This window comes from Hymenobacter jejuensis (assembly GCF_006337165.1).
GTDB classification, from domain to species: Bacteria; Bacteroidota; Bacteroidia; order Cytophagales; family Hymenobacteraceae; genus Hymenobacter; species Hymenobacter jejuensis.
Window position 1 is genome coordinate 3,304,470 of record NZ_CP040896.1, and the last position, 19,617, is coordinate 3,324,086.

Annotated in this window: 16 protein-coding genes; 5 read left to right on the forward strand and 11 right to left on the reverse strand. The window is 53.6% G+C overall.

Going from position 1 to position 19,617, the window contains the following annotated elements; all coding sequences use genetic code 11:
• Positions 1–41: 41 nt before the first annotated feature.
• Complete coding sequence (locus FHG12_RS13740) at positions 42–1,370, forward strand: RagB/SusD family nutrient uptake outer membrane protein (protein ID WP_139516275.1); 1,329 nt, start codon at positions 42–44, stop codon at positions 1,368–1,370.
• Positions 1,371–1,445: 75 nt separating this feature from the next.
• Here FHG12_RS13740 and FHG12_RS13745 read toward each other — a convergent pair whose 3' ends face one another.
• Both FHG12_RS13745 and FHG12_RS13750 read right to left on the reverse strand, forming a co-directional pair.
• Positions 1,446–2,354 (reverse strand): prohibitin family protein, encoded by a 909-nt coding sequence (locus tag FHG12_RS13745; RefSeq protein WP_139516276.1) that lies wholly within the window; start codon positions 2,352–2,354, stop codon positions 1,446–1,448.
• 152 nt (positions 2,355–2,506) lie between these two features.
• Positions 2,507–2,980, reverse strand: a complete 474-nt coding sequence (locus tag FHG12_RS13750) for a hypothetical protein (protein WP_139516277.1) — start codon at positions 2,978–2,980, stop codon at positions 2,507–2,509.
• A gap of 208 nt (positions 2,981–3,188) precedes the next feature.
• On the opposite strand from FHG12_RS13750, the gene FHG12_RS13755 reads away from it, so the two are divergent.
• Both FHG12_RS13755 and FHG12_RS13760 read left to right on the forward strand, forming a co-directional pair.
• Complete coding sequence (locus FHG12_RS13755) at positions 3,189–3,440, forward strand: hypothetical protein (RefSeq protein WP_139516278.1); 252 nt, start codon at positions 3,189–3,191, stop codon at positions 3,438–3,440.
• Positions 3,441–3,675: 235 nt separating this feature from the next.
• Positions 3,676–6,282: a M14 family metallopeptidase gene (locus tag FHG12_RS13760; protein ID WP_230471122.1), complete on the forward strand. Its 2,607-nt coding sequence runs from the start codon at positions 3,676–3,678 to the stop codon at positions 6,280–6,282.
• 79 nt (positions 6,283–6,361) lie between these two features.
• Here the strand turns inward: FHG12_RS13760 and FHG12_RS13765 are convergent, their stop codons facing one another.
• The 3 genes from FHG12_RS13765 to FHG12_RS13775 all read right to left on the reverse strand — a co-directional run bounded on the left by FHG12_RS13765 (position 6,362) and on the right by FHG12_RS13775 (position 8,934).
• The gene (locus tag FHG12_RS13765; RefSeq protein ID WP_139516279.1) at positions 6,362–6,670 is read right to left on the reverse strand and encodes a hypothetical protein; all 309 of its coding nucleotides are present in this window, start codon (positions 6,668–6,670) and stop codon (positions 6,362–6,364) included.
• A 113-nt stretch (positions 6,671–6,783) separates the two neighbouring features.
• Entirely contained in the window at positions 6,784–8,016 is a 1,233-nt protein-coding gene (locus tag FHG12_RS13770) for an S-adenosylmethionine:tRNA ribosyltransferase-isomerase (protein WP_139516280.1), read from the reverse strand.
• A 141-nt stretch (positions 8,017–8,157) separates the two neighbouring features.
• Complete coding sequence (locus FHG12_RS13775; protein WP_139516281.1) at positions 8,158–8,934, reverse strand: class I SAM-dependent methyltransferase; 777 nt, start codon at positions 8,932–8,934, stop codon at positions 8,158–8,160.
• 234 nt (positions 8,935–9,168) lie between these two features.
• Here FHG12_RS13775 and FHG12_RS21070 point away from each other — a divergent pair, with 234 nt between their 5' ends.
• Positions 9,169–9,759 (forward strand): hypothetical protein, encoded by a 591-nt coding sequence (locus tag FHG12_RS21070; RefSeq protein WP_196240454.1) that lies wholly within the window; start codon positions 9,169–9,171, stop codon positions 9,757–9,759.
• Positions 9,760–9,850: 91 nt separating this feature from the next.
• Here FHG12_RS21070 and priA read toward each other — a convergent pair whose 3' ends face one another.
• The 6 genes from priA to rpsF all read right to left on the reverse strand — a co-directional run bounded on the left by priA (position 9,851) and on the right by rpsF (position 17,807).
• On the reverse strand, positions 9,851–12,388 hold the full coding sequence (priA, locus tag FHG12_RS13785; protein WP_139516282.1) for a replication restart helicase PriA: 2,538 nt from the start codon (positions 12,386–12,388) through the stop codon (positions 9,851–9,853).
• Between the two features lie 142 nt (positions 12,389–12,530).
• On the reverse strand, positions 12,531–14,582 hold the full coding sequence (locus FHG12_RS13790) for a thioredoxin domain-containing protein (RefSeq protein ID WP_139516283.1): 2,052 nt from the start codon (positions 14,580–14,582) through the stop codon (positions 12,531–12,533).
• A gap of 53 nt (positions 14,583–14,635) precedes the next feature.
• A complete protein-coding gene (locus FHG12_RS13795; protein ID WP_139516284.1) occupies positions 14,636–16,495 on the reverse strand; it encodes a GSCFA domain-containing protein in 1,860 nt (619 codons plus the stop codon).
• A gap of 213 nt (positions 16,496–16,708) precedes the next feature.
• Positions 16,709–17,152: a 50S ribosomal protein L9 gene (rplI, locus tag FHG12_RS13800; protein ID WP_139516285.1), complete on the reverse strand. Its 444-nt coding sequence runs from the start codon at positions 17,150–17,152 to the stop codon at positions 16,709–16,711.
• Positions 17,153–17,173: 21 nt separating this feature from the next.
• A complete protein-coding gene (gene rpsR, locus FHG12_RS13805) occupies positions 17,174–17,425 on the reverse strand; it encodes a 30S ribosomal protein S18 (protein WP_139516286.1) in 252 nt (83 codons plus the stop codon).
• A gap of 4 nt (positions 17,426–17,429) precedes the next feature.
• Positions 17,430–17,807 (reverse strand): 30S ribosomal protein S6, encoded by a 378-nt coding sequence (gene rpsF, locus FHG12_RS13810; RefSeq protein ID WP_139516287.1) that lies wholly within the window; start codon positions 17,805–17,807, stop codon positions 17,430–17,432.
• Positions 17,808–18,255: 448 nt separating this feature from the next.
• On the opposite strand from rpsF, the gene FHG12_RS13815 reads away from it, so the two are divergent.
• Complete coding sequence (locus FHG12_RS13815; RefSeq protein ID WP_139516288.1) at positions 18,256–19,602, forward strand: cytochrome c3 family protein; 1,347 nt, start codon at positions 18,256–18,258, stop codon at positions 19,600–19,602.
• The last annotated feature ends 15 nt before the right edge of the window (positions 19,603–19,617 follow it).

Below are 19,617 nucleotides of genomic sequence, written 5' to 3' on the forward strand. Positions count from 1 at the left end.
AAATCAATGTGTTCTGACACTTTCTACTTCGAATCGATAACATGAAGAAGATATTTCATTCTCTAGCGGTAGCCTCGCTGCTGCTAACGGTACCGCTGGCCAGCTGCGACAAAAAGCTGGACATCAACCCCAAGGACTCCATAGACGCTGCCAATGCCCTCAACACATCCGCCGATGTGGAAGCCGCTTTGGTAGGCGCTTACGACGGCCTCAGCGACAATGATTTGTACGTGGGCAACATCCCCTTCATTTCGGAATTGCTGGCCGATAACGGCGAAATTGACTTTGTGGGCACGTACGTGCAGCCGCGTCAGTTCTTCCAGAAATCGGTATTGGTCAACAATTCGTTTGTGGCCGGCGTTTGGAACAATGCTTACAACACCATCAACATTGCCAACAACGTGTTGGCTAATCTTGACAAGGTTACTGCTTCACGTAAAGACCGCGTAGAAGGCGAAGCCAAGTTCCTGCGCGCAGCCATGCACTTTGAGCTGGTTCGTTTGTTTGGCAAAGACTGGAACGATGGTAGTCCACAGTCTAACCTAGGTGTGCCGTTGGTGCTGACTCCAACCAAGCAGCTTGACGCTTCTGTGCAGGTACCACGCAATACGGTGGCCGAAGTCTATGCTCAGGTAATAAAGGACTTTCAGGATGCCGAAGCTAAAATTCCGGCTTCCAACGGCTTCTTTGCTACCAAAGCTTCCGCCGCTGGTATGCTGGCTCGCGTGTATTTGCAGCAAAGCCGCTTCGCCGATGCTGCCGCTGCTGCTAACCGCGTCATTGCTTCGGGACGTTACTCGCTGGTAAGCTCCTATGCCGATGAGTTTACCACGACGACCAACACCTCGGAAGACGTTTTCGCAATGCAGGTAACCTCGCAGGACAACACCACCGACAACCTGAACTCGTACTTCTCGGGCTCGCAGCGCGGTGATATTGAGGTGCTACAGCCGCACCTCGACCTGTACGGACCAACGGACGAGCGCGGCGAGTTTTTCGACGCGCCTTACTCCCTGAAATTCGATCAGCAATACGGCAACGTTAAAGTGATGCGTTTGGCAGAAATGTACCTCGTGCGCGCCGAAGGCAACTTCCGCGCGGGTGGTACGCCCGTAGGTGCTACGCCGCTGGCCGACGTAAATACGGTTCGCGCCCGCGCCGGCGCTACCCTGCTGACTGCGGTAACGCTCCCGCAAATCCTGCTGGAGCGCCGCAGAGAGCTGGCCTTCGAGGGCTTCCGCCTCCACGACGTAAAGCGCAACAAGGAAAACGTTGGCACGCTTCCCTATAACTCGCCACAATTGGTGCTGCCGATTCCGCAGCGCGAATTGGACGTAAACCCCAATCTGAAGCAAAACCCAGGCTACTAAGCCCAGCCATTTTACCAACAAAAAGGGCCACCGCGATGCTCGCGGTGGCCCTTTTTATATATGGTTGATAGTCAATTATTTATCCGAGAGCAGCACTTGCGGAGTGGAACGTCCGCCTCCCATGATGATGACTTTGCTGTTGGGGGAGGTGGCGATTTCTTTGTTGGCTTTGATCATTTCGTATTGCAGCAGTTTGTCGCTGAGTTCCGCATTGAGGATCTTCTGGTAATCGGCGATGCCTTGGGCCTCGATGCGCTTGCGGTCGGCTTCCTGACGCTCTTTCTGCAACACAAACTGCATTTTCTGCGCGTCCTGTTCGGCGGAGATCTTGCTTTCGATGCTGCGCTTCACCGATGCCGGCAGCTGAATGTTACGAATAAGCAACTGGTTGAGCTGTAGCCCGTTCTTGCGAAAATCCTTCTCGATGGTATTGTAAATGCGCGTCTGAAATTCATCGCGGCGGGTCGAGTACAGGGCTACTGCATCGTAGTATACTGCGTTGTCGCGGATGCGGGTGCGCGTGATCGGCCGCACGATTTTATCCTGATAATCTTCGCCGATGGTAGCCAGAATCTGCGGCGTCCGGTCGGGCACAGCGTGGTAGAGCACCGTGAGGTCGATGACCACCTCCAGTCCATCGGCCGAGAGCACCCGAATGGCATCGTCGCCGGACTGCTGGCCCTCGCCGTGTTGCGCCGACATGGTGTAGTTCTGGGTGCGGGTGTCGAAACGCGTGACTTCCGTCAGCGGGTTGATCAGGTTAAGGCCGCTGGGCAACACCTGCGGCTGTACTTTTCCAAAGAGCGTCTGGACGCCCACTTGGCCCGCATCTATCTGTACGACAGTGCTCAAGGCCAGTCCTAATACAATTAAGGTAAGCCCGGCAAACAGAAGCGTACCCCGAAACCGATCGAAGTTGTAAGAGATTTTGCCGGCGTTGAAGCCCAGAATGAGCAACACAAAGCCAAAAAACAAGAGGGTCATATCCCTGAATAAAAGGTAAACCAATACGGTCGGCGGTCGGGCTAACCGGGCGTCAGGCTTGCGTGAACAAGGGCTGAAAACGCCGAAAAGGTAGTGGTTTAGCTTTCATTCTGAAGCGCCGCGCCGCAACTTGGCGTTGCGGCCGGGCTAGCCTAGTCCTCGTCTTCTTCCTCGCGCGTAAAATCTAGCTCTTGGGCAACGGCTAGCGCATCCTCAATTACTTCATCCATAGCGGGTTGCGTGTCGGCATCAAGGGTGCGCTCGAAAAGGTGGAGCACTTGCTCGCCGTCTTCGTTCACGTAAAGATTTGTGAACAGGCGCTCGAAGAGCTTGGCATCGCGCGTGATAATTTTGTCGATCTCGGCGGCCGAACGGGCGCCCAGTGCACGGTGCAGCAAATCGAGCACGTGGCGGCTTTCTTCGTGGTCGCCGAGGTCGGCCAACATCTTCATAAGTGCCATCGCGACACCCAGACGCACCCGCTCAAAACGGAAGGGCCGCTCCGCGCCGCTTGCTTTGATAAAAGTAGTGTAGGCTGCTTTTTCGGCGTCGGTGAGGTAGTACGCCGCTTCAGCCTCCGTTGAGAAAGCAATCTGCAACAACTCCTTATAATGTAAATCGCTCATAATTAATATGTTATGATTGTTGCGCAAGTTGCTTTGTTTCAGCGAGGCTCAGCAAAAAAGTCGAATGGGCGGGCAAAAACGTAACCCCAAGTGGCAAAGGTACGATTGGAAAGGATGAGGAAGCGTGCGCATTTGCGAAAGCCTAAGGCTTCGGCGGCCTTCTCTGTTGCTGCGTACCACACATTGTTGAGCTTAAAACCACATTTCTATGACACACAAAACCAAATGGTTAGCTTTTGCCCCCGGCGGCTTGGTAGTGATTGGCTTCGGTGCCTGCCTGATTCAGTGGGCCGCTAGCTTGAAAGAGAAGGGCGCGCCCACGGGCGAATGGGTCGCTGCCGGCACGCTGGCCTTAGGCGTCTTCAATTCGGGTATTTCGTTGTTTGGCCGCGGCGTGGCGGAAAGCGTACTCTACCAGATCCGTGAAAAAGACAAAGGAATAACGGAGTCGGATAAGTAATTGATTATTAATGATTTATAAAAAGCCCATCGGTATTCCTGATGGGCTTTTTTATGGGGCAGATCTCGGGGTGCTTTCGGGAGCTTATAGGAGCAAAAGCAGTTTGATTTGGAAAATAGAATGCTGTGCCGCAACAGGTATTTGTGAGAATTAATGTGGTGTGGTGCGGGTATTGCGGCGAGCGTTGCGTTATTTCAGCTTTTACAACGTCCTATTTACCCTTTACTTTCTTCTGATGACGAAACCATTTCCTTTCTGGCAGGCTTCTCGTCGCGTTCTGACATCCGGTGGCTTTTGGCTCGCCGGGTTGCTGATGCTGTGTTGGGCCTCCACTTCTTACGGTCAGAATACGGCGGCCAGCGACGCGGGAGCGCTGCAAACGCCCGATCAGTTTTTGGGCTATAAACTAGGTAGCCGCTTCACCACGCATGCCGATTTGCTGCGCTACGTAGACCACGTAGTCCAGCATTCGCCCGGCCGCATGAAATTGCAGCGTTACGGACAGACCTACGAAAACCGTCCGTTGGAGATTGTGCAGGTTGCCACTCCCGACAACATGACGCACCTGGAGGACATTCGGCGCAACAACCTGCGCCTAGCCGGCCTGGAAGGTGGCTCGCCGCTGCGCCAACAGCCGCCGGTGGTATGGCTGAGCTACAATGTGCACGGCAACGAGTCGGTTTCATCCGAGGCCGTGATGCAGGTGCTCTACGACCTGGCCAACCCGCAAGACCAGCAGATGCAGCAGTGGCTGCAAAATGCCATCGTTATTATCGATCCGTGCGTCAATCCCGACGGCCGCGATCGGTATGCGATGTGGTACAACCGGGTACACAACCAGATGCCGAATGCCTCGCCGTATTCTTGGGAGCACCACGAGCCGTGGCCCGGCGGGCGCTACAACCACTACTACTTCGACCTAAACCGTGATTGGGCCTGGCAAACGCAGCAAGAAACCCAACAGCGCATTGTGCTCTACAACCAGTGGCTGCCGCAGGTGCACGCGGATTTTCACGAGATGGGACCCAACAACTCCTACTACTTTTCACCCGCGGCCAAACCGTTTCACGCCGACCTGACGGCTTTTCAGCGCAAGTTTCAGAACGTAATCGGCGACTACAACCGCCAGGCTTTCGATAAGAACAACTGGCTCTATTTCACGCGCGAAACCTACGATTTGTTTGCTCCGACTTACGGCGACACTTGGCCTTCGTTCAACGGAGCCATCGGTATGACCTATGAGCAGGGTGGCGGCGGCCCGGCCGGCATCGCGTACGCCCGCAACGACGGCGATACGCTCACGCTCGCCCAGCGCATTGCGCACCACCACGCTGCCAGCCGCGCCACCATTCAGGCTACGGTCGAGCACCGCGACGAGATTATCCGGGAGTTCCAGAAGTACTACGAGCAGGCGCGCACCAAGCCCCAGGGCGAATACAAATCATTTGTGCTGTCGGGCGCCAGCGATCCAGGGCAAGTTAAGGCCTTGACGCAATACCTTGACAGACAGCAAATTAAATATGGGTATGCGCCAAAACGCGTGAAAACGCGTGGTTTCAACTACACATCGGGCAAAACCGAAAGCGTGCAGATCGAGCCGCGCGACGTGGTAGTGAGCATGTACCAACCCAAATCGACGCTGGTGAAGGTGCTGTTTGAGCCTCGGGCGGCCCTTGAAGACTCGCTTACTTACGACATCACGGCGTGGTCGCTGCCCTATGCCTTTGGCCTGAAGGCCTATGCGTTACGCGATAAGCTGGACGCTTCGGGCAAAGCGCCTTCCGCTGCTACGGTGAAAGGCAGTGGCGCTAGCAGCGACAAGCCGTATGCTTACCTGGCCCGCTGGAATGGCTTGCAGGACGTGCGCTTCCTGGGGCATCTGCTGTCGCAGAAGGTAAAAGTCCGGGTGGCGGAAGAAGCATTTGAGTCGGAAGGGCAAAAGTATATGCCTGGTACCCTGATTATTACGCGTACCGGCAACGAAAGCCTGGGCGCTCGTTTCGATCAGTTGGTTCGTGCCCAGGCTGATTCGGCGGGCGTGGTGGTACAGGCCATAAAATCGGGCTTTTCTACCACGGGCGGCGATTTGGGCTCGGGCTCGGTACACTTTGTCAAGCAGCCCAACGTAGCCGTGGTGAGCGGGCAAGGCGTCGATCCGACGGCATTTGGCGAAGTATGGCACTTTTTCGAGCAGCAGATTGGCTACCCGATCACGGTGCTGGGCTCCGATTATCTGAGCACGGTGCCGCTGCAAAAATTCGACGTGCTGATTCTGCCCGATGGCGACTACTCCGACATTTATCCCGAACGCAATCTTGAAACCCTGAAGGCGTGGGTGCGCGGCGGCGGCAAGCTAATCGCACTGGAAGGCGCTTCACGCTTTCTGGCCAACAAAAAGGACTTCCTACTCAAAACAAAGCCCGCGGACTCGGCCGCAACCAAAAAAGCCGATCCGTATAAGCTGCTCCGTCGCTACGGCGACGCCGACCGCAGCCGGGCCGAGGATCGGGTACAGGGCAGCGTATACCGCTTACAGCTCGACAATACGCATCCGTTGGCCTTTGGCTACGGCGATACGTATTTTGCGCTGCTGCGCGAGCCGCTCAACTATCGCTTTTTGGGCGAAGGCGGCTGGAACGTAGGCGTTCTGAAAAAGAACAGCTACGCAGCTGGTTTTACGGGCGTGCTAGCCCGCAAGCAACTCACCGACACCTTTGTGCTGGGCTCGCAAAGCCTTGGGCGTGGGCAAGTTGTGTACATGGGCGACAACCCCCTGTTCCGGGCTTTCTGGCAGGGCGGCAAGCTGCTGTTTGGCAACGCCGTGTTCTTGGTTGGCCAGTAAAAGCTGTAGACGTTAGGATATAAAAAAGCCCCGTCAGAATCCTGACGGGGCTTTTTTTGCAGCCGAAAGCGGTAAGATACTACAGCTTCTTTGCTTCTTTTTTTACGGCGTTAGCGCCTTTCTTTACGGCGTGGCCTGTCTTTTGGGCCCCTTTCTTCACGACGTGGCCCGTTTTGGTGGCTGCTTCTTCGGTTCCTACTTTGGTGTCGTGCACTACTTCGCCGGCTTTGGTGCGGCCCGTGCGGGATTCCGTTTTCACCGTGCCGTTATCGCGGACGGTGGTAGTAGTTTTGGCACCAGTCGCCGAGTTGGTCTGAGTAGTAGTAGTCTGGGCAAAAGCAGCACTTGAGAAAGCTACTGCAGCGAGGAGCATGATTATTTTTTTCATGATTTCTGATTAATTAGTTGAGTTGTTCTGCAACAACACACCCTTATACGCTACGGAAGAAATAAGTTGTATTGCGAAGCTCAACAGTCGGCTAAAGCGCCGAATACCAAAGCTTAAGGCAACAGCAAAGAACTGTCTCCGTAGCTCAGAAAACGATAATCGTGGGCCAGTGCGTGGTCGTAGAGCTGGCGCCAGTTGGGGCCCACCAAGGCCGCTACCAACAGCAGCAGCGTGCTTTCAGGCTGGTGAAAGTTCGTAATCAGGCCCTGCACTACCCGAAAGCGGTATCCCGGCGCAATCAGCAGCTGGGTAGAGGCCTGCAACACATCAGTGCCCACCCGGTCGAGGTACGCCAAAAGGGCTTGGAGCGCTTCTTGGACGGAGGGCTGCGGGCCGCTTTCGTAAGGCTGCCATTGGTGTACTTGTAGCGCTTTATTTGTAATGACTTGATTATAAAATAGTTGTGATCCAAGCCAATATAAGCTTTCCAGCGAACGCAAGCTGGTAGTGCCTACCGCAATAATTGGCTTGGGTGCGTGTGCCAGCAAATGCAGCAACACTTGCCGTTCGACCGTAATGGGCTCGGCGTGCATGGGGTGCTCGGCCATCCGATCCGCTTTCACAGGTTGAAACGTGCCGGCTCCGACGTGCAGTGTCAGGCGGGCCGTGTCGATGCCACGTTGCGCCAGATCGGCAAATACCTTGTCGGAAAAGTGCAGGCCGGCCGTGGGGGCAGCTACGGCGCCTTCGTGGGCTGCATACACGGTCTGGTAGCGTATCGCATCGGCGTCCGTATCGGTGCGGTTGAGGTAGGGCGGCAACGGCAAATGACCGGCTTGGCGCAACACTTCGGCAAACGGAAGTTCGGCGGGCGTCCAGCTAAAGCGAATGAGGGAGTAGCCTTCTACTGCCGCTTGGCGCTCGGCAGTAAGCGTGGCGGGCTGACCATTGGCTTCAAACTCCAGCAAGACCGGCCCGGTTTTCCAGCGTTTGCCGTTGCCCACGAAGCACTTCCAGACGCAGCTACCCGTCTGTTGCATGGCTGGCTCAATGGCCCGGTGCGGCGCAACGGGCTCTAAGCAAAACAGCTCCACCACGCCGCCAGTAGGCTTATGCGCAAAAAGCCGCGCCCGAACGACTTTGGTATCGTTGAACACAAGCAGCGCATCGGGAGGTAGTTCGCTGGGCAAGTTTTGGAAAATACGATCGGTAATTTGGCCTGTGCGGTACACCAACAACTTCGATTGGTCGCGGTCGGGGAGGGGCTCTGGAGCGATGCGCTCAGCGGGGAGCTGATACGTGTAATCGTGGATGGAAAGCTGACGCGGATCGGGGAAAACAGACATAGCTGCAAAGGTACGGCGAGCCGCGCGCTTGGCCTCATGGCCTGCTGCGGAGGGCATCTGAAATGCAAAAAGCTCCTCTTTCAGCCGAAAGAAGAGCTTCGAAAAAAAGAGGAGCTTCGAAAACTGGTGGCTGCTATAGGTTTAGCGGCCTTTGCCAAAAAACATCAGGTGTTGCTGGGGCAGCGTTTCCACGCTCTGTTCGAACTTTAACCCAACAGCTTCCAACTCTTTCCGTGCCTGGGCCACGCTCATTTTGTGTACGCGCTTGATGGGCACTTCCGAGTCCTCAGCACGGTACTCCACCAACGCTACGCGCCCCGTTGGGGTGAGCGATTTGCGAATGGCCTGCATCATCTCCCGCGGGTGATCAAACTCGTGGTAAGCATCCACGATGAGCACCAGATCGACGCCGTTATCGGGCAAATTGGGGTTTTGCACGGTGCTCAGTACCGGCTGCACGTTGCTGACTTTGGTACGAGCGGCAGTCTGTTGCAGGGCCGTGATCATCTCGGGCTGAATGTCCACGGCTAGCACTTTGCCTTGGGGTACTAACTGGCTGATTCTGAAAGAGAAGTAGCCCGTGCCCGCCCCGATGTCAGCGACTACGTCGGTGGGTTTTAGGTGCAGTTCGTGCAACAAAAGGTCAGTGCCTTCTTCCTGCTGGCGGTCGGCCCGCTCCAGCCAATCGGCACCTTCGTGGCCCATGACGTGCGCAATCTGGCGGCCGTAATAATACTTGCCGATGCCGTTGGGGTCGGTAGCTGTGTGGTATGAGTAACCCACAGAATCGGCGGCCACACGCACCCGCTGGTCGGCAAAAGATACTGAGGAACTCTCGGAGGGCGGCTGGGTGCAAGCCGAAAACAACAGCACGCCGGGCAGAAAGGCGCGTAGCAAAAACACTGGTAAAAAAGCCATTAGCAACGAGCAGGATGATCTTATTCGATCTAACATTCGTGGTAAGTGATGCGTTCGGTTTGGGTGCGGAGAACGCTTTCTGGTTGATATTAGGAATAGGAAAAACTGTATACAAAGGCAATTATTGCTTATAATTCGGTCCGAAAGCCTCTTTTTTCAATTTTCTTCGACTTTTGCCGCTGTCGTTCGTACAGAAATTCGTTCCCAATTCTTTCACCTAACCCTTCCTTTTCCATGAAACACTTGTCCGGACTCCTCAACAAGCTTACTGCTGTAGCTGCCTGCGCCATTGCGCTCAGCAGCTGTAATCGCGCCGAGTATGCCATGCTGCCCAAGACCTCGTCGTACCACGGTACCACGACCGCGCGCGCAGTAGCTGCTACGCCCGCCAATCAGCCTGAGACCCCAGTGGCCGCCGAAGAAGCAGCCGTGGCGACGCCCGTAGCGGCACCTGAGCCAGCGCCCGCAGTAGCTGCCGCTCCTGCCCCGGCCAAGATGGCTCCGGTAGCCAAAGCAGCTGCCCCGGCTAAGTCGCAGACTGCTGCTCCCAAGCTGAACCTGGTGCAAAAGGCGCTCGTGCAGAAAGCTGTGAAGAAAGCGGACAAAATGATGAGCAAGATGCAGTTGAAGAAGCACTCCGAAGTAGCTTCGGCGGATGATGCTAACGCACTGAACCACAACATCCGGACGGGTATCATCCTGTTGCTGATTGGCTTGCTGTTGTCGCTCTTTACCGGCATCAGTGGCATCTTCGGCGTACTGGGTGGCATCATCGCCATCATCGGTATCGTGCTGATCATCCTGGGCTTGCTCGACGAAGTATAAGTCAGCTTTACCCTAACAAAAGGGCCCGTCTGATAAATCAGGCGGGCCCTTTTGTTAGGGTATTTGGTGTAAATGTTTGATTGTAAGATACTTACATAGGGTCAACGTCGGCTACGATACGGGCTTGCTTAAAGTCTTTCTGGTCTTTCACCACATTGATAGCTTCCTGAATCTGGCTTTTGGCGTGCTTCAGCACCGTGTGCTCCCGATCGAGCTTAACGGTGATTTCCTGCAAATAGAAATTCCGGATTCGGAAGATGTAAGGCGCCTCCGGGCCCAGCACGGCCTCGCGACGTAGTCGAGCCACTAGCTCCTGGGTAAGCAAAATCGCGGCTTGTTCGGCCACCGGCTGATCTACGTGCTTCACCGTGAGACGAATCACGCGCATAAACGGCGGAAAGCCGTATTCGCGGCGCTGCGTGATTTCGTACTCGTAGAATTCGAGGTAGTCGTTGCGGATCACCTTATCGAAAATTACCTGCTGCGGATCGGCCGTCTGGATGATCACTTTGCCCTTTTTGCCCTTACGGCCCGCCCGCCCGCTCACCTGCACAAACATCTGGAACGCCCGCTCGTGCGCCCGGAAATCGGGGTAATGAATGATGCTATCGGCGTTGATGATGCCCACCAAACTCACGTTGGCAAAGTCGAGGCCTTTGGTCACCATCTGCGTTCCGACCAACACATTTGTCGCTTGATTCTCAAAGTCCGCAATAATCTGCTGATAGGAGTTTTTAGCGCGCGTCGTGTCTAGGTCCATGCGCTGCACGTTGGCTGCGGGCAGCATTACTTTCAGGTCATCTTCAATCTTTTCCGTGCCGAAGCCCACTGTTTTCAGGTTGCGCGAGCCACAAGCCGGGCACTCGACGGGCATGCGGTCGTGGTAGCCACAGTAGTGGCACCGCAGCTCGTGGGCGTGCTTGTGGTAGCTTAGCGAAACAGCGCAGTTCTTACACTTCGGAATCCAGCCGCAATCGAGGCACGAAATAAAAGGCGAGTAACCCCTACGGTTCTGAAACAGAATAACTTGCTCCTTTAAAGCCAGCTTCCGCTCAATCTCGCTCAGCAACTCCGGCGTGAAGTGATTGTGCATCTTCTTGGCTTCGCGCTGCTTGCGCGTATCCACCAACTCAATCTCGGGCAAGCCGGCTTCGCCAAAGCGCTTGGTGAGCGTTACCAACCCCCACCGGCCCGCGCGCGTCTGGTAGTAGGTTTCAACCGAAGGCGTAGCAGAGCCCAGTAACGTTTTGGCACCTTGAAAGTTAGCCATCATGAGGGCTACTTCGCGAGCGTTGTAGCGTGGGGCCGGCTCGTATTGCTTGTAGCTGCTCTCGTGCTCCTCATCCACAATGATGAGCGACAGGTTATCGAAAGGCAAAAATACCGCTGAACGCACGCCCACTACTACCTGAAAGCGCCCGGAAAGCACGCCGTTCCAGACCTCAACCCGCTCGTTGTCCGAGAATTTGGAGTGATACACACCTAAGCGCGTCCCGAATACGCGCATCAAACGCGTTACGATCTGGGCCGTCAGTGCAATTTCGGGCAGAAGATACAGTACTTGTCCGCCGCCATCTAAAGCCTTGCGAATCAGGTCGATATAGATTTCGGTTTTGCCCGCGCCTGTAACGCCGTGCAGCAGCACAATATCCTTTTCCCCAAACAGGTTTAACACAGAGTCGCGAGCCGCAGTTTGGGCTTCGCTCAGCGTGAAATTAATCTTCGCTTCGGGCTCATCGTCGAGCGGGAAGCGGGATACAATCACATCAAACTGCTCCAAAACGCCGTTTTTGATCAGCGTATTAACCGCAGAAGGAGAGAGGTGCGGGCTGCTGGTAAGCGAGGCTTTTTCCAGACCACGGTGGTTGGCATGCACATCCTGGTACACTGGCACGCGCTGCAAGTAGCGCATCAGCACGTCGAGTTGCTTGGGTTTGGTGGCCAGCCTAGCGAAAAGCTCCTCCAAGGCGGCTTCTTCCACAAAATGATGTGCCAGCCGGACCTTCTTCACCACTTTTGGCGAATACTTGTCGGATAAGTGCTCAAACAGAAAGATCACATCTTTCTGCATCAGCGACTTAATGACCTTGTGAAAGCTGTTGATCGCCAGTATTTCACCTACATCGGTGAAAGTCAGGGATTTGCCTTCTTCCAAACTCAGCACTTCTACCAACTTCTGCTCCTGCTCGGAAAGCGGATAAGGATTTTCTTCCGCTGAAAATGCAGGGTGCAGCTGAATGCGAGACTCCGAGCTAAGCTTCAAAGCCGCTGGCAGCGCCGCGTTGATCACCTCGCCCAGCGTGCACATATAATAGTCTGCCATCCAGCGAAATAGCTTCAGCTGAGGCTGCGTCACGACGGGGGCGTCGTCAATGAACTCCAGAATGTATTTGGCTTGATAGAGCTTGGGCGGCGTTTCGTGCACGGCCGCCACGATGCAGCTAAGCGTCTTCTTGGCCCCGAACTGCACAATAACCCGCCCACCAATGACGACCTGATCGTTCAGCTCAAAAGGCACGCGGTAGGTGTAAAGCTTGGGCAGCGGCAAAGGCAGAATCACGTCCGCAAACAGCGTAACGCGATCGGCCGCAGTCGGCTCCGGCAAAGCAAAATCGAAGGTGAGGCTCAACGGTCAGGGCAAGGCTAAAGGGACGGCAAAGGTACGCCGAATTTGTAGCGCAGAAATCTATATAGCGCCAATACGCTATCGACTTTCGCTTGCTTCAACAAGTGTTGAAACAACCGCTTGAACCCCTTTTCAAGCAATATGCTTAAAGCTTTCGAATGCTAGTTAGTTGATTTAAAGCCTCTTCTGTGGTGTGCACAGGCTGTTGGCAAGCGCGGTTGAAACAGACATAAATCGTAGTCTGATTGCCTTGAGCCGTTCGGTGCTGAAGTAAGGGCAACTCACTAGTTGTAGCGGTTCCGGCTAGTACCGTATTGGGCAGAAAATGCCGGCTCAACTCGCGGCGTTTCGTTTCCGCTTCCGGCCCTACAATAGCGATTTCGGCTGTGGGTTGGAGCAACATAGTGGCCAGACTAGCCCAGTTGGTAAGATGCTGAGGCTCTTTCACTACCAAGTCCTGCACGCGCGCAAGCATAGTTGCGGCCAACTCGGTATAGGTAGACTTGTCCATATGTAACCCGAGACGATGCAAGTTGTTGGCCATCAAGGAGTTGGACCCAGGAATTACATTGTCAAATAGCTCCTTTTTACGGGCAATAAGTTTCTCGCCCGAATCATCGGTGTAGAAGAACTGAGCTTCCACAGGATCGAAAAAGTGATCGAGCACATACTGCATTAGGATGTCAGCTTCTTGTAGCCATTGCGCATCAAAAGTGACCTCATACAAGCCGATATATGCCTGAATGACCAGTGAATAATCTTCCAAAAAGCCCGAAATCGTGGCGCGGCCGTTCTTGTAGTTGCGGAACAAACGCGGTCCTTCGCGAAGATTGCGCTGGAGAAACGCGGCGTTTTGCAGAGCCAATTGTAGAAATTCGGGCTCGCCGAATGCGCGGTAAGCATCGACCAAACTACTCAACATCAAGGCATTCCAACCGGTCAGAATTTTGTCGTCCAAGCCCGGCCGAATGCGTTGGTCGCGGGCGCGCATAATCTTCTGTTTCCAGCCCTGCACCAACTCTGCTACTACGCCGGGCGTAAGCTCATGCTCCTTAGCAAATGCCGTGTCGGAAGCTCGGCGATGCAGGATATTGCGCCCATGCTCCCAATTGCCGACGGCTGTGCAGTTGTAGTAATCTGAAAATAGAGGTTCTTCGTCGCCCAGAATTTCGCGCAGCTCGTCTTTCGTGAACACATAAAACTTGCCCTCTTCGCCTTCGCTATCCGCATCCAACGACGAATAAAAGCCGCCTTCCGAATTTAAAAGCTCGCGCTTTACAAATTGGATAGAATCATATACTACTGTTTTAAATTCCTCATTACCAGATACTTGGTAAGCCTCTGAGTACAAGCTGATAAGCTGACCGTTGTCATAAAGCATTTTCTCGAAATGCGGCGCCAGCCATTCGGCGTCAACAGAATAGCGGGCAAATCCGCCGCCAACTTGGTCATAAATCCCGCCCCAAGCCATTTCTCGTAGCGTTAGCAGCGTCTGATCAAGGATATCCTGATTGTTGGTGAGGGTGTAGGCTCGGAGCAAAAAGCGCCAGATGCTGGGCATTGGAAACTTAGGCGCCCGGTTCATGCCACCAAGTTCGCGGTCGAAGCGGACCGCTAGATTATGGAGGAGTTGATCAAATTGCTCACTAGTAAGCTTCACTCCAGCCGCTTCAAGGCTATATTTTTCGAGCTTACTGGTACGCAGCACCTTTGCGAATTGCTCTGCCGATTGCTCCAGTTCGGTACGGTGTTCTCCCTGATAGGCTTGGGCGATGCTTTGCAGAAGCTGCACCCAATTGCGGGGTGGAAAGTACGTGCCCCCGTAAAAAGGCTTGGCTTCAGGGGTCAAAAACACATTCAGCGGCCACCCACCTTGTACTCCCATCGCCTGTAGCGCATCCATATACACCTGATCGACATCGGGTCTCTCTTCCCGATCGACTTTAATGCAGATGTAATGCTGGTTCATGACTTCCGCAATCCGCTCGTTCTCAAACGATTCGCGCTCCATGACATGGCACCAATGGCAGGCGGCATAGCCAATGCTTACCAGAATCGGTTTTTGTTCGTTCTGGGCTCTTTGCAGCGCCTCGGTGCCCCACGGATACCAATCAACTGGGTTGTGGGCATGTTGCAACAAGTAAGGGCTGCTTTCGTGGGCCAACCGATTGGCGTGAGCAGATGCTAGGCTTGACATAGGAACGGGCAGGTATTGAAAACAAAACCCGGCGTTACCGGCCGGGTTTTGTTTTACGATTTCTCAGGATTTTCGTCTGCTGCAGGTTTCTTGCGTGGCGGCCGGCTTCGGCGTTTCGGCGCCGGTTTTGGAGATGCAGCTTTTGGCAATGCTTCTTCGGGCACAGGCGGAGTACTAGCAGGAAGTTCCGGTGGAGCTACTAGTAGGGGAGAAGGCGCGACGGGTGCAGGAGCTTCGGGAGCCAAACCTGCCAAAAGTGCGCTCAAAGCTGCTTCGGCAGCCCCCGTCTTACTTCTTCCCGTGCGAGCAGGCTTTTTGGCTGCGGCCGGTTTGGGAGCTTTGGTAGCTGATTTGCGCACTGCAGATCGGCCGGTAGTAGCCGTGCGTCCGCCTCTGCTGCGCGTTGGTCGCGCAGGTACCGGCACGGAAGTGATCAACTCATCATCCGACGCCTCAACTGGCGATGTTATCTCGAGTGTTAACGCTGGAGCATCAGCATCAGAAACAGCCGCCGGTAACTGGTCGTGTTCTAACTCAATATGAGGAAGCTGGTTTGTATCCGTTTGTATATCAAGGGTTTCTGGTTCTTCATTCTGTGTAATTACCCCCGAAGATGAATCGACACTTTGTTCGAGCAGAAGGGCAGCTTCTTGTGCTGCGCGTTTACGTGCAGTGCGTTTGGCTCCCCCACGCGACCGTCGCTTTTTCTTTGCAAACGGAGCAGGCAGGGGTTCAGGAGTAGAAATAAACGAGTGTGGTTCATGTACTTCGTATTCCTCCTCTTCCTCCTCGGGCTCGACTTCTGAAAGTGTCGCTACAGGAGTTGCTTCTGATACAGCAGGCAAGACATTTGACGTGTCGTCAACCTGGCCCACGTCAATGCGTTCCTCGTCATCAAATTCCGGCTCCGGTTCCGGCAACGGCTTAGCAGGCAGCGGAAGGGCCGCTATTTGCTTCTGTACTTCCCGGATCTCAGCCCGTAGATCGACTTGTGCAGCAAGCTTTTGAAGGCGGGCGAGCGTACTTTCCAAGAATTGGCGGTGTTCGGGTGCGGCCGGATACAGTGGCCGATGTGCCAAGGCTTGTTGAATACTTTCCCACTCTTTTTTGAAGCGGCCAAATGCACCGTCGAAGTAAGTGCGCGTGAACCGTTCCCAGATATAATCCTCCGCCACCGACGATGGATGAAGCATGTCATCCGCGTAGAAGCGATAATCCCGCAAATCATCCAAAAGCAGCTCATAAGCCGGGAAATACGACACGTCGGGCAGCAGCTCGCTGAGGTAATGGCAAGCAACGCGCAGCACTGATTTGCTTACGGCATTCAGGGGCAAGGTGTCTTTCAGGTGCCGTACGGGGCTCACGGTCAGTAGGATGCGGAGCTTCGGATTGCGAAGCCGCAGGTAAGCGTGCGTCTCGGCAACCGCTGCTACAATCTCATCAGCCGTCAGTAATTCCTTATCAAATCGGTCGGCAGGTACCTTATGGCAATTGCTTACGATCTCTTGTGTTTCACGCAAGCGGTAAGCGTACGCAGTTCCTAGTGTAAGTATCAGTAAATCAGATGATTGTATGAAATCACCAGCTTGCTGCACTACTTGCTGTATGTGCTGAAGAAGCGCGACTGGCGAATCTGCACCGACGGTTGCGTGCAAATCATAGCTTTGCCAGCGTCCACGTGCTTCTACAAGGTGTTGCTGCCAGTCCATTTCTTCCCCTGCGGCCGCCCGAATCAGCTTGCAAGCGGATAGCGGATTGAAAACCGTTCCAAACGGATTGACCAGGGTATGGACTTTCGCGGCCGCTAGACGATTGCCAATGACATCTGAAAAACAAGAGCCCACGGTGATCACCCGCGCACTTAAAGGCAGTTGATTGGGATGAGGCGTAAGAGACAGTTCGGTACGAAACATTAGAAACAGATACGGTCAAAAAACCGGCTAAGGAACAAGCAACCTACTCAACTCCGGCCGTTCGGCCAAAAATCAGCGGTAGTAAGGCCATAAGGCTGCTACGAGCAGAGAAGTCTTGCTGCCTTTTACAAGTGCCAATACATCAGCTTGTTACAAGCTAACAAAAAAGCCTGACCACTGTTGTGATCAGGCTTTTCTTACTCGGTGAACAGCTTACTCAGCTACTACGTTGAAGCGAATCTGGTGCTTCACTTCTTTGTGCAGGTTGATGGTAGCGGTGTACTCACCAGCTGCCGTTGGGTCCTGATCAAAAGAAATGCGCTTGCGATCCACATCAATGCCTTTGGCCTTCAGAGCCTCGGCGAGTTGCAGCGTAGTTACACGGCCGAAAATCTTGCCGCTTTCACCCACTTTAGCGCGGATGTCGAGGGCCACATCACCAATCTGGTTGGCGACTGCCTGAGCGTCGGTTTTGATTTTTTCAGCTTTGTGCGCCGCTTGGCGTACGTTTTCAGCTACAATCTTTTTGTTCGACTTGTCGGCCAGAATAGCCAGACCCTGCGGGAGCAGGTAGTTGCGACCGTAGCCAGGCTTTACAGTTACGATATCGTTCTTGTAGCCCAGGTTCTTTACGTCGTCTTTCAGAATTACTTCCATCTCAGTACTACGGTTGACGGGTTACTTCAGCGAATCGGTTACGTAGGGCATCAGTGCCAAGTGACGGGCTTTGGCCACGGCTTGAGCTACTTTGCGCTGGAATTTCAGGCTTGTGCCGGTAATACGACGGGGCAGAATGCGGCCCTGCTCGTTTACAAATTTCAGCAGGAAGTTCGGATCTTTGTAATCCACGTACTTAATGCCAGCCTTTTTGAAGCGGCAGTATTTGGTACGGGTATCCTGCTTGTGGATTTTCTCGTTGGCTAGGCTCATGGTCTTATTGGGCTACGGCTTCCGATTCTTTTTTGGTTTTCTGCTGGTTCATTTCACCGTTGCGACGACGCTGGTTGTATGATACAGCGTGCTTGTCCAGTACAGTGGTCAAGAACCGAATTACACGCTCGTCGCGGCGGAAGGCCAGCTCAAGCGTATCTACAATGTTACCGGCACCCGTGAACTCCACGAGGAAGTAGTAACCAGTAGATTTTTTCTGAATCGGGTAAGCCAATTTCTTTAGGCCCCAAGCTTCAGTGTTGATGATGTCGGCGCTATTTTCCTTAAGCACCTGCGAGAACTTCTCGACCGTCTCTTGCACTTGGCTCTCGTTCAGAACGGGAGTCAAAATGAAGACCGTCTCGTAATTTCTTACTTCCATTACGACGGGGTTGAAATAAATGGTTGAAATAAAATGAGCCCGCAAAGGTAGCTAAACCACAGAGAATCTGCACTGATTCTCGTTAAATAATTTGCTTTTGTAAGCGGTCTGCCCAAGCTTTGAAGTATACGTTCAGGGCTTTGTAAGCTCAAATGAGTCAGTACGACATTTACCAGTTAAAAAGCAAAACCTTTGGAGCTTAGAAGCAGTTGGAACCTTGAAGACCAAGAACATTGCTTGACAGGTTTTGAAATGGAGTTTGGACTTTTACAAGTTCCACTCCACTGTCTATATATAATAAGGCACAGATGGAGTGGGTTTTTGAAGGCTTTAATCAAGTTGAGCTTTGGCAAAAATTAGAAAAGCCGCTTTTGTTTCCTGCGATTCCCGACCTACATTTGTGGCCTTGAAGCACCCCTGCGTTTCTTTTTCCCAGTCACTTTGTGCTATGAATAGCATCCGACTTCGTCCTCTATCTCACCTCTTTTTTGCTCTCTTTCTGACTTTTGCCGCCGTTGGTAATACATCAGCGCAACAAGTAGGCGCGGCTCCTGCCGTAAGCAAAGAAGGTGTTACCCCAGGCGCTACTGCTGCCGCCGCTCCGGCTGCCGCTGCTGGTGCTACCACTGGCGATGCCGCTGCAATCTCAGCTGGCGATGCCTTATTTAAAGGCAACTGTGCTCAATGCCACGCCGTGAACGAGGTGGTAGTAGGCCCTGCCTTAGGTGGTATCACGAAACGCCGCCCAATGTCATGGATTCTGCCTTGGGTAAAGAACTCCAGCAAAGTAGTAGCCAGCGGCGATGAATATGCGGTAAAGCTGTTCAATCAGTACCAGAAGCAGCAAATGCCGAGCTTCCAGCTTTCTGATGCCGAGATCACTTCAATCGTTTCTTACATCACTTCAGAAGAAGGTAAGGGAAGTGCTCAAACTGCGGGAGGAGTTACAACTGATAACCAATCCAAAGTTGATGGTAAAACCGACGGTGGCGGTGCTGGTGCAACTGCAGGAGCTGGCCAATACGTTGATATTCTGCTGATTGTATTAGTGGTAGTTCTGATTGTGCTGGTGGTAACGCTGGTTATCATCGCCAACATCATGAAGGACGTATTGCGCGGCCGCAAAGATTTGGACGGTCGCGATGTAGAAGTTCTGGAGCAACGCTTCGATTTTTCTAAACTCTACAAAGCTCCAGCCGTGCGCTGGATTGCCGGAGTTGTTTTCGTACTGGTTGTACTTTATGAATCTGTACAAGGAGTAATGGCCATCGGCTTATCACAAGGTTACCAGCCGACCCAGCCGATCGCTTTTTCGCATAAGCTCCACGCCGGTGAAAACCAGATTAACTGTTCTTACTGCCATACCAGCGTATACAAGAGCAAGAGCGCTAACATTCCTTCGGCCAACATCTGCATGAACTGCCATTCGCAGATCAAGACAGAGTCGCCGGAAATCAAAAAGATCTACCGGGCAATCGAGCGTAAGCAGCCTATTCAATGGGTGCGTATTCACAACTTGCCTGACTTGGCCTATTTCAACCACTCTCAGCACACTCAAGTGGGTGGCATTGAGTGCCAGACCTGCCACGGCCCGATTCAGAACATGGAAGTTGTATACCAATATTCGGCCCTTACTATGGGCTGGTGCATCAACTGCCACCGTGAAACGCCTCTCAACACGAAGGGCAATGGCTATTACGACAACCTCGTAAAGCTACATGACGCATCAAACAATGGCGTTCCATTCACAGTGTCGTCGAATGGCGGTACTGAGTGCTCGAAGTGCCACTACTAAGAAAGGTTTTGGGGA